Origin of the sequence: Collinsella aerofaciens (genome assembly GCF_901212495.1) — a bacterium.
Classification (GTDB): domain Bacteria; phylum Actinomycetota; class Coriobacteriia; order Coriobacteriales; family Coriobacteriaceae; genus Collinsella; species Collinsella aerofaciens_H.
Window position 1 is genome coordinate 65,658 of record NZ_CAAKNY010000017.1, and the last position, 10,563, is coordinate 76,220.

Here is a 10,563-nt window from a genome sequence, read left to right on the forward strand (position 1 = left end):
GATGATCCGCAATCCTGCCGTCCCCTCGGGATCAAAAAACGGGCCGCCCCCAAAAGAGACGACCCGTTAAAGGAACGAATTCCAATCACGCCTACACGCGCAGATAGCGGCGCATGGCGATGGCGGAACCAAAGAGACCGATCAGCACGCCGACCAAAATCAGCGCGGCGTAGGTCACCAGGTAGTACTGTATCGGCAGCGCAAACGACATCCAGCCGATGCTCTCCTGCAGACGCGGAACCATCAGGTTGCGCAGCAGCTCCAGCACGCCGATGGAAAGCAGCGAGCCTAAGATGGCCTGCAGCACGCCCTCGGTAATGAACGGCCCGCGAATGAAGCCGTTGCTTGCGCCCACCAGACGCATGATCGCGATCTCACGACGACGCGCCGTAATGGACAGGCGAATCGTGTTGTTAATGAAAATGAACGCGATAAAGGTCAGCAGGCCGACGAGCACCACAGCGGCGATACGGATGTAGTTCGTCACCTGGAACAGGCGGCTCACTTCCTCCTGGCCGTACAGAACGCTCGCGTTAACGTCGCCGTCATCCGCGATCTTCTGAAAATCGGCGTTCTTCTTGAGCTTCTGAGCCGTGCTCTCGACCTTGGACGGATCATCCATCTCGATGGCGAACGAAGCCGGCAGCGGGTTCTGACCGTCGAGCGCGCTCATGGTAGCGTCGGCGTTACCCGACATCTTGCTCGTGTACTCGGCCAGCGCGGCGTCCTTGTCCTTGTACGTCACGGACTTGACGTTGCTCCACGTCTTGAGCTCGGCCTCAAAGGCCTGAACATCTGCCTGGTCGGCGTCATCGCTAATAAAGGCGTTGATGACGACCTGATCCTCGACGGTGCCGATCACGGAGTTCAGCATCGCGGAACCCATAATGAACAGGCCGATGATAAACAGCGAAAGGAAAATCGTGATGACGGCGCCGAGCGAGGTGGTCCAGTTACGGAAGAAGTGGCTGATTGCCTCTTTGAGCGAGTAGCCCACGTTAGTTGGTGCCATAGTTGCCGTAACCTCCCCTCTCCTGGTCGCGGATTACGTGGCCGCCCTCGAGGGCGATCACGCGACGGTGCATGCTATCGACCATCTCGCGGTCGTGCGTAGCGACGATCACGGTGGTACCGGTGCGGTTAATGCGCTCGAGCAGCTTCATGATGCCCAGCGAAATCGCCGGGTCGAGGTTGCCCGTGGGCTCGTCGCAAATCAGCAGCGGCGGACGGTTGACCATAGCGCGGGCAACGGCCACGCGCTGTTGCTCGCCACCGGAAAGCTGATCGGGCAGCGAGTCCATCTGGTCGGCCAGACCGACCAGACGCAGCACCTCGGGCACCTGACTGCGAATGACGCCCTTGGGCTTACCGATGCACTGCAGGGCAAACGCCACGTTTTCGTAGGCGGTCTTCTGCGGCAGGAGCTTAAAGTCCTGGAACACGGCGCCAATCTGACGACGCAGGAACGGAACCTTGCGGTTCTTGATCTTCATGAGATCCTGGCCGGCGACCAAAATGCGGCCGCTGGTGGGCTTGACGTCGCGGTTGAGCGTCGAAAGCAGCGTGGTCTTACCCGAGCCGGAGTGACCGACCAAAAAGACGAACTCGCCCGGATAGATCTCGATGTTGATGTCGTCGAGTGCGGGCTTGTTGGGCTGCGCCGGATAGATCTTGGTGACGTGCTCCATAAGGATGACGGGCTCGACACCGGCCTGCTTGGCCATCTTTTTGCGGCTGGCCTGCGGGTCGATGGGCGCAAACACCGACGTGAAGTCGGGGTTGTTGAGCGCGTTGTCGAGGCTTGCGACCTCGGCGGCCTGATCGCGCTCGACCACGGGAGCCGCAGGCTGCGTGGGGTCGGGAATGCCGGCAAAAAGACCGGACTGCGCGGGCTGCGGCGCGGGAGCCGCAGGGGCCATGGGATCGGGGATGCCGGCCATGGTAGGCTGCGGCGTGGCGGCGCTCGTCTGAGGCTGAGCCACGCGGGCGGTCACCGTCTGAACGGGCTCAAAGCCAGCCGTGCCGGAAAGCGCAACATCGTTGTTGGGGTTGTAGGCAAGGGGATCTGCCGCCGGCCGTGCCTGATCTGCCGGCTGTGCGGGGATCGGGCTAAACAGCTGATCCTCTGAATCCGGAGTGGCGAAACGACTGCCCGCGACGCTCGGCTGCGTCTTGGGGGCTTTATCGCCCGCACCGGAGGTACGGAAGTGGTTACCCACTGGTGCTCCTTATCGTCGTGCGTTTAAACTACATGAGCGCTTTGTATTTTAGCAGCATTAGCTTTGCTGCACATAAGAAGCATGGCGGGGTTTTGGGTCCCGTCGGCCGGGCACAGGGTTACCCTCCAAATCGTCCTCGGACATGTCGGAAGCCCCGCTGCGCGCTTCGCGCTGCGGGGCTTCCTCCGTCCTGCGGAAAGATTTGGAGGGTAACCCTGTGCCCGGCCTGTGGCTACTCAGGGGCCGCCGCGTTTTTATTGGGTGCAGCAGCGCCATGCTTGGGGTTGGCTGAATTGCACTTTGTTGAGATGGGCCCGTTTCCCCAAGGGAACTATGCTTGGCAGGACTCTCATTTAAATTCAACATAAACAGGGGTTCCCTCTTCGGGGACGCCCCTGTTCTAGCTTGGATGTGTTTGTTGAGACGATACTTTGCCTCGTCTTGTCCTAGGCCAAGAACTCCTTGGTGGTCGCCACGATGTTGGTGGCGTCCAGGCCGTACTTGTGCAGGAGTTCGGCACCCGGGCCGGACTCGCCGAAGGTATCGTTGACGCCAATCTTCTTGAGCGGCGTCGGGCACTGCTCGCACAGGACATCGGCAACGGCGCTGCCCAGGCCACCGATCACGGAGTGCTCCTCGACGGTCACGACGTGGCCGGTCTTGGTGGCGCTCTTGACGATCAGGTCGGCATCGATGGGCTTAATGGTGTGCATGTTGATGACCTCGGCATCGATGCCCGCGGCAGCAAGCTGCTCAGCGGCCTCGAGCGCCTCGCCGACCATCAGGCCGCAGGCGATGATGGTGACGTCGGTGCCCTCGCGCATGACGATGCCACGGCCCAGCTCGAACTTGTAGGTCTCGGGATCGTTGATAACGGGCGAGGCCAGACGGGCAAAGCGCATGTACACGGGGCCATCGCACTCGTAAGCGGCGCGCGTCACGGCGCGGGCCTCGACGTCGTCGGCGGGAACAATCACGGTCATGCCGGGGATAACGCGCATCAGGGCGATATCCTCGCAGCACTGGTGCGTGGCGCCGTCCTCGCCCACCGAGATACCGGCGTGCGTGGCACCGATCTTAACGTTAAGGTGCGGATAGCCGATGGAGTTGCGGACCTGCTCAAAGGCGCGGCCGGCGGCGAACATGGCAAAGGTGCTCGCGAAGGCGACGCGGCCGGTGGTCGCGATGCCAGCGGCAACACCCATCAGGTTGCTCTCGGCGATGCCCACATCGAAGAAGCGATCGGGGCAGGCGGCCTTAAACTTGCCGGTCTGCGTGGCGGCGGCCAGGTCGGCGTCGAGGACCACGAAGTCATCGTGCTCGTTGGCGAGCTCGACGAGGGCCTCGCCGTAGCTTACGCGCGTGGCGATTTTCTTGACGTCTGCCATCCTAGAGCTCCTCTCCGACGGCCGTGAGCTCTGCCATGGCCTGCTCAAACTGTTCATCGTTGGGGGCCTTGCCGTGCCAGCCCACCTGGTTCTCCATAAAGGAGACGCCCTTGCCCTTCGTGGTCTCGGCGATAATGGCGGTCGGCTGACCCTTGGTGGCGCGAGCCTCGGCAAAGGCGGCGCGGATCTGGTCGAAATCGTTGCCGTCGGCGAGCTCCACCACATGGAACTTGAAGGCGCGGAACTTGTCGGCGAGCGGCATGGGATCGTTGACCTCCTCGACGGGGCCATCGATCTGCAGGCCGTTGTGGTCGACGATCACGCAGAGGTTGTCGAGCTGCTGGTTGCCGGCAAACATGGCGGCCTCCCAGACCTGGCCCTCCTCGCTCTCGCCGTCGCCCAGCAGGGCGTACGTGCGGTAAGTATCGCCCCAGTGCTTGGCGGCAACGGCCATGCCCACGGCGGCGGAGATGCCCTGCCCGAGCGAACCGGTGGACATGTCGACGCCCGGGGTGTCGTTCATGTTGGGGTGACCCTGCAGGTGACTGCCGATGTGGCGCAGCGTCTCGAGATCCTCCTTGGGGAAGAATCCGCGCTCGGCGAGCACGGCGTACAGACCAGGCGCGCAGTGACCCTTGGAAAGCACGAAGCGATCGCGGTCGGCCTTGCGGGGGTCGGCCGGGTCGACGTTCATTTCCTCAAAGTACAGATAGGTCATGATGTCGGCAGCGCCGAGCGAACCGCCCGGATGGCCGGACTTGGCAGCGTGCACGCCGGTGACGATGCCCTTCCTTACCTCGTTGGCAACCTTTTTGAGCTCTTCGTCGCTCATTGTGCCTTCCTTTCATCCTCTTTAGACAAGATGCGCACGGCACAGAAGGTCGTCCCAACACAGCCGCAATGCACGTACGTCATTCATTATGCTGGAAACTGATGGCTTTACCAGAGTTTTTATCATTATTTGAACAATTGAGCAGGCAGAACCGCTGATGAAACGGTTTATCAATGTGAACGTCTTTTGGATGGAGCGCAGTCGGCCCTACGCGTTAATGTCCTTGAATCCCTCGCCGAAGGTTTCCGTAACGTCGGCCACGGTCACGATGGCGCGCGGGTCGCGCTCGCGCACGATCGTCTTGAGCGTGTTGAGCTCGCGACGGCTCACGATTACCATGATCACCGGCTTCTCGGCACCCGAGTACATGCCGGTCGCCCTCAGCTTGGTGCAGCCGCGGCCCAGGCCATACATGATGTCGGCCGCGATATCGGGAAACTTGTCCGAGATGATGAGAACCATACGGCGCCTGTTGCCGCCGTCGACCACGGCATCGATCACGTAGCCGCTAATGACCATCGAAAGGCCCGCATACAGCGCGTTTTCGACCGAAAAGACCGGGGCCGACAGCGCGCACACGGCAACATCGATCGCCATGACGGTCGAGCCAACCGGCAGCGATGTGTTGCGCGAGATAATCTGACCGATGGTGTCGGAGCCCCCAGTGTTAGCCCCGGCGCGCAACACCATGCCATACCCGACGCCCGTGATGATGCCGCCCCACATAGCAGGCAGCATCAGATCGGCATGTGCCAGCGGCGCGACAAACGGAGCGAACAGGTCGGTGAAAAAGCCCAGCAGCACAAAGCCCGTCGCCGTCTGCACCACGTAGAACATGCCGCCCGCACGCATAACCACCAGCAGCAGCAAGGCATTCATCACAATTGTCTGGATACCGACGGGCAGCGATATGCCATGCGAGGCGCCAACCGCCTGAATAATGGTGGCGAGGCCCGTAACACCGCCGGCGGCAAGGCCGTTGGGAATCAAAAACAGGTCCGTCGCGATAGCTGCCAGGGCGCAGCCAAACATGATCTTGGGCAAGTCATGAAAGAAGTTCATCGAAAGAATGCGCTTGATGTCCAGACGATATGCCATGCTGCCTCCCTCAAAAAAGCGCACCCAAACGAGTGCGCCTTGAACTTCTTGCCGTATTCGATTCTACCGATTCACCGAGCAAATACCACCCCTGCGAAGTGTCTGCATCGACCCGGAGCCAGCCATGTGCCTAGGCGTCCGAACCTTCCGCATCGGCGTTGCCGGTTGCCCAGCGATGGTAGCCGATCACAAATGGATCCAGATCGCCATCGTCGAGAACAGCCTCGACGTTGCTGGTCTCCACACCCGAGCGCAGGTCCTTGACCATCTGATACGGGTAGAGCACGTAGCTGCGAATCTGGTTGCCAAACCCGATCGTGGTCTTGGGTCCACGAATCTCGTCGAGCGCCTCGGCGCGCTTCTCGAGCTCGATCTCGTACAGACGGGCCTTGAGAATCTGCATGCACGCGGCCTTGTTTTGAATCTGGCTACGCTCGTTTTGGCACGTGACAACGATGCCGCTGGGAAAATGCGTCACGCGTACGGCGGAGTCGGTGGTGTTGACGCCCTGGCCGCCCGGGCCGCTCGCGTGATACACGTCCACGCGGATATCGTCGGGACTGATCTCGATGTCGATATCGTCAGGCAGCACGGGGATGACCTCGACGCCGGCAAACGTGGTCTGGCGGCGCTTCTTGTCGTCGGTGGGGCTAATGCGCACCAGACGGTGGACGCCGGCCTCGGCGCGCAGCATGCCAAACGCGTCCTTGCCCTCGACGGTAAAGGTCGCACGGTCGATGCCGATGACCTCGGCCGCGGGGCAGTCGTTAATGGTGACCTTCCAGCCGCGACGCTGGCAGTACTTCATGTACATCTTAAAGAGCATGAAGGTCCAGTCCTGCGCCTCCAGGCCACCCTGTCCGGGCTTGATGGTCACAATCGCGTCGCCGTGATCGAACTCACCGGTAAACCAGCTCGAAAGCTCAAGCTCGTCGATAGCGCGGGCCAGGCGTCCTGCCGTAGCGGCAGCCTCCTCGCACAATGCGGCGGCATCGGGGTCGTCGCCCATCTCCTCGGCAAGCTCCAGCGCCGCGCGGGCGTCAGATAGCTCGCCGCGCGCGGTATCCACGGCAGCGATATCTTCCTTGGCGCGAGCGATCTCCTCCATGGTGGCGCGAGCGGCGTCGGCGTCATCCCAAAAGCCGGGGGCCACGCTTTTTGCCTCGAGCTCGGTCACGCGCGTGCGCTTCTCGTCCAAATGAAGATACGACTCGACCTCGCCGAGCCGGTCCGCAAACGCATCCAGCTCGGTGGGCGTTACCTCTAAAGCCTCGGCCATTAACGATTCCTGCCGTGGCAGTACTTGAACTTCTTGCCGCTGCCGCAGGGGCAAAGGTCGTTGCGGCCAACGTTGACGTACGGATCGTCGCTCTCGTCCTTGCGGTAGGTGGTCACCTTGCCGCCGTTGTTGACAGCAGCCGGGCCTCCCTGGACGGCCGTACGAGCCTGCACCTGTGCCTGCTTGCGCAGCACCGAGCTGCCGTTGTCGCCATCGACATCGGCGGGGCCGGAGAAGCGCGCGCCCTCGAGCGCGGGGTCCTCCTTGTGCTCCACGGCGTGCGGGGCGGCCTTGACCTCGATACGCAGGACGGTGCGCAGGTAATCCTCGTACATGGTGTCGACGAGCATCTGGAAGGCACCGTAAGCCTCGGTCTTGTACTCGACCAGCGGGTCGCGCTGACCAAAGCCGCGCAGTCCGATACCGGTCTTGAGGTAGTCCATCTCCTGCAGGTAGTTCATCCAGCGGGTATCGATGACGCGCAGCATGACCTGGGTGTTGAGCTCGCGCATGAGGTCCTCACCCAGGCGCTCGGCCTTCATGTTGTAGCACTTCTCGACGTAGGCCAGGACATCGGCAGCCAGGGCCTCAAAGTCCTCGTCGGGGAACTTGGGCGTATCAATATGCCCGGTGAGCTCCACGACCCACTTGCGCAGGCCCTCCAGGTCGCGCTCGCCATCGTGGCTGTCCTTGGTGCAGAACTCCTGCACGCAGCGGTACACGGTGTCGCGCATGACCTCGGTGATGTGGTCGGTCAGATCCTTGCCGTCCAGAATCTTGTTGCGCTCGGCGTAGATGACCTGGCGCTGCTTGTTCATGACGTCATCATACTCGAGGACGCTCTTGCGCATGGAGAAGTTGATGCTCTCGACCTTGTGCTGGGCATTCTCGACGGCCTTGGAGATGATCTTGTGCTGGATGGGCATGTCGTCGCCCATGTCGGCGGTGACCATCATCTTGGAGACGCGGTCCATCTTGTCGCCGCCGAACAGGCGCATGAGGTCGTCCTCGAGCGACAGGTAGAACTGAGTCTCGCCCGGATCGCCCTGACGACCGGAGCGGCCGCGCAGCTGGTTGTCGATACGACGGGACTCATGGCGCTCGGTGCCGATGACGGTCAGGCCGCCGGCGGCAAGCACGCGCTCGCGCTCGGCGCTGCAGGTCTCCTTGGCCTCGGCGTTAAACTGCTCGAGCTGCTCGGGCGTCACGTCCTCCATGGTCAGGCCCTCGTGCTCAAGGCGCTCGCGCACCAGCTCGTCGGGGTTGCCGCCCAGCAGGATGTCGGTACCACGACCGGCCATGTTAGTAGCGATGGTCACGGCGCCGTAGCGTCCGGCCTGGGCAACGATATGGGCCTCGCGCTCGTGATGCTTAGCGTTGAGGACCTCGTGCGCGATGCCGCGCTTGGTAAGGGCGGCCGACAGCTTCTCGGAGCTTTCGATGGAGACGGTGCCCACCAGGACCGGCTGGCCCTTGGCGTGACGTCGCTCGACGTCGTCGGCAACGGCGTTGTACTTGGCCTGGATGGTGCGGTACACCAGGTCCTCGTGGTCAACACGCTGGACGGGCTTGTTGGAGGGGATGACCTCGACGGGCAGCTTGTAGATCTCGCGGAACTCGGCATCCTCGGTGAGTGCCGTACCGGTCATGCCGGAGAGCTTGTCATACAGACGGAAGTAGTTCTGCAAGGTGATGGTGGCCAGCGTCTGGTTCTCCTCGCGCACGAGCACGCCCTCTTTGGCCTCGATGGCCTGGTGCAAGCCCTCGGAATAGCGGCGGCCCTCCATGATGCGACCGGTGAACTCGTCGACGATCTTGACCTCGCCGTTCGTGACCACGTACTGCTTGTCGCGATGGAACATGTACTGGGCCTTCAACGCCTGCTGTAGGTGGTTGACCAGCTGGCCCGAAAAGTCGGCGTAGATGTCCTCGATGCCCAGACGGCGCTCGATCTTCTTAAGACCGCGCTCGGTGGCGGCGATGGTGTGCTTGGCCTCATCCATGACGTAGTCGCCCGTGGGCTCGACGTCCTCGGTGGCGGTGAGCATGTCGTGCGACACGTCCTCACCGCGCTCCAGGCCGCGCACGGCGCGCGCGAAGTCCTTATAGGTGCTGGCGGACTTGGTGCCGGCGCCCGAGATGATGAGCGGCGTTCTGGCCTCATCGATCAGGATGGAGTCGACCTCGTCGACGATGGCATAGTTGTGGCCGCGCTGTACGCGCTGCTCGGGGCGGGTGACCATGTTGTCGCGCAGGTAGTCGAAACCGAACTCGGAGTTGGTGCCGTAGGTGACGTCTGCCTGGTAGGCCGGACGCTTGAGCTCGAGCGGCATGTTGTTCTGGAGCAGACCGACGGTCATCCCCAGGTACTTGTAGATGCGGCCCATCCACTCGGAGTCGCGCTTTGCCAGGTAATCGTTGACGGTAACGACATGCACGCCCTTGCCGGCGATAGCGTTGAGGTAGCCGGCCAAGGTGGAGACAAGGGTCTTGCCTTCGCCGGTCTTCATCTCGGCAATATGACCCTCATGAAGCGCCATGGCGCCGATGAGCTGTACGTCAAAGTGACGCATGCCCGTGATGCGCTTGGAAGCCTCACGCACGGTGGCAAAAGCCTCGGGAAGCATGTCGTCAAGCGACTCGCCGTTGGCGTAACGCTCGCGGAACTTATCGGTCTGGGCGCGGAGTTCCTCCTCGGTCATCTTCTCAAACTGGGGCTCAAGACCGTTGATCTGGTCGACGATCTTGTAGTAGCGCTTAAGGTCCTTATCGGATCCAAAGGACAGCAGCTTTGACATGAATCCCATGTGGTTTTCCTTTTTTTGGCCATCGCCCGTGCCATGCAGCCTTGGGCGAGTTAAACACAGATAAATGTACTTTAGCCAAACAAGGCGCGGCCTATACGGTCGACCTCGACCGCCACGTAATAACTACGACCAACCTGCCAAAAAGGGACAGGTTTATTTTGGCAGGTTTTATCTGGGCAAACGCCGCCTCTCTGCCATTTGGTGCAAACCAACCCGTCCCCTTCGCACCAATCTGGTGCAATGGGAACGGGTTAGCCTGCACCAATTAAAAGAAAAGGGCCGCGCACCCAAACGGATGCGCGGCCCTTATGCCATGAATGCGAGCGATTCCGCGGCGAGCTATTTACTCAGCAGCCTCGGTGGTCTCGGCAGCGGCCTCCTCGACGGGAGCCTCTGCGGGAGCCTCGGCGGCCTGCTTGGCAGCCTCCTCGGCAAACTTAGCAGCACGCTTGGCCTTCTCGGCAGCCTTAGCCTCAGCGGCGGCCTTGCGAGCGGCCTCGGCCTCAGCAGCCTTGGCAGCCTTGGCAGCCTTGGCCTCCTCGGCCTTCTTGAGCTGGGCGGCAGCGGCGCCACCGAACTTGTCGGCGAAGCGCTGGACGCGTCCACCGGTGTCGACGAACTTCTGCTGGCCGGTGTAGAACGGGTGGCACTCGTTGCAAAGCTCAACCTTCATCTCGGACACGGTAGCGTGCGTCTTGAAGGTGTTGCCGCAAGAGCACGTCACCGTGCACTCGACATACTGGGGATGGATACCCTGCTTCATGGTAGGACTCCTTATTGGTCAGGCGCTGGTTACCGATCAGCGCATAAGGCGTCTTGGTTTCCGACCAAGACAACAAACTCGGCTATGGTACCACGGCGCCGCGTGTCCCACAAAAGGTTCACGGTCTTTTCGGAACGACACGAATCTGACCCATCGAAACACATCTCCACCGTTCCT

8 protein-coding genes are annotated in these 10,563 nt (G+C 61.7%); all 8 read right to left on the reverse strand.

The genetic code is table 11. The features are described 5' to 3' along the window. Positions 1–91: 91 nt before the first annotated feature. Positions 92–1,012, reverse strand: coding sequence for a permease-like cell division protein FtsX (gene ftsX, locus SFLMC1_RS01455; RefSeq protein WP_152073551.1), 921 nt, complete (start codon positions 1,010–1,012; stop codon positions 92–94). Further along, positions 999–2,219: a cell division ATP-binding protein FtsE gene (gene ftsE, locus SFLMC1_RS01460; RefSeq protein ID WP_152073550.1), complete on the reverse strand. Its 1,221-nt coding sequence runs from the start codon at positions 2,217–2,219 to the stop codon at positions 999–1,001. Before ftsE ends, ftsX begins: the two co-directional genes overlap by 14 nt. A 446-nt stretch (positions 2,220–2,665) precedes the next feature. Beyond that, the gene (locus tag SFLMC1_RS01465) at positions 2,666–3,607 is read right to left on the reverse strand and encodes a transketolase family protein (RefSeq protein ID WP_152073549.1); all 942 of its coding nucleotides are present in this window, start codon (positions 3,605–3,607) and stop codon (positions 2,666–2,668) included. A gap of 1 nt (position 3,608) precedes the next feature. Then, entirely contained in the window at positions 3,609–4,439 is an 831-nt protein-coding gene (locus SFLMC1_RS01470; RefSeq protein WP_152073548.1) for a transketolase, read from the reverse strand. Between the two features lie 207 nt (positions 4,440–4,646). Continuing rightward, the gene (locus tag SFLMC1_RS01475; protein WP_152073547.1) at positions 4,647–5,537 is read right to left on the reverse strand and encodes a YitT family protein; all 891 of its coding nucleotides are present in this window, start codon (positions 5,535–5,537) and stop codon (positions 4,647–4,649) included. A gap of 130 nt (positions 5,538–5,667) precedes the next feature. Continuing rightward, positions 5,668–6,816 carry a peptide chain release factor 2 gene (gene prfB / locus SFLMC1_RS01480; RefSeq protein ID WP_152073546.1) on the reverse strand — a complete coding sequence of 383 codons (1,149 nt, stop codon included), beginning with the start codon at positions 6,814–6,816 and terminating at the stop codon, positions 5,668–5,670. Continuing rightward, the gene (gene secA, locus SFLMC1_RS01485; RefSeq protein ID WP_152073545.1) at positions 6,816–9,623 is read right to left on the reverse strand and encodes a preprotein translocase subunit SecA; all 2,808 of its coding nucleotides are present in this window, start codon (positions 9,621–9,623) and stop codon (positions 6,816–6,818) included. The genes prfB and secA overlap by 1 nt, the downstream gene beginning before the upstream one ends. Positions 9,624–9,966: 343 nt before the next feature. Further along, the gene (rpmE, locus tag SFLMC1_RS01490) at positions 9,967–10,386 is read right to left on the reverse strand and encodes a 50S ribosomal protein L31 (RefSeq protein ID WP_152073544.1); all 420 of its coding nucleotides are present in this window, start codon (positions 10,384–10,386) and stop codon (positions 9,967–9,969) included. Between the last annotated feature and the right edge of the window lie 177 nt (positions 10,387–10,563).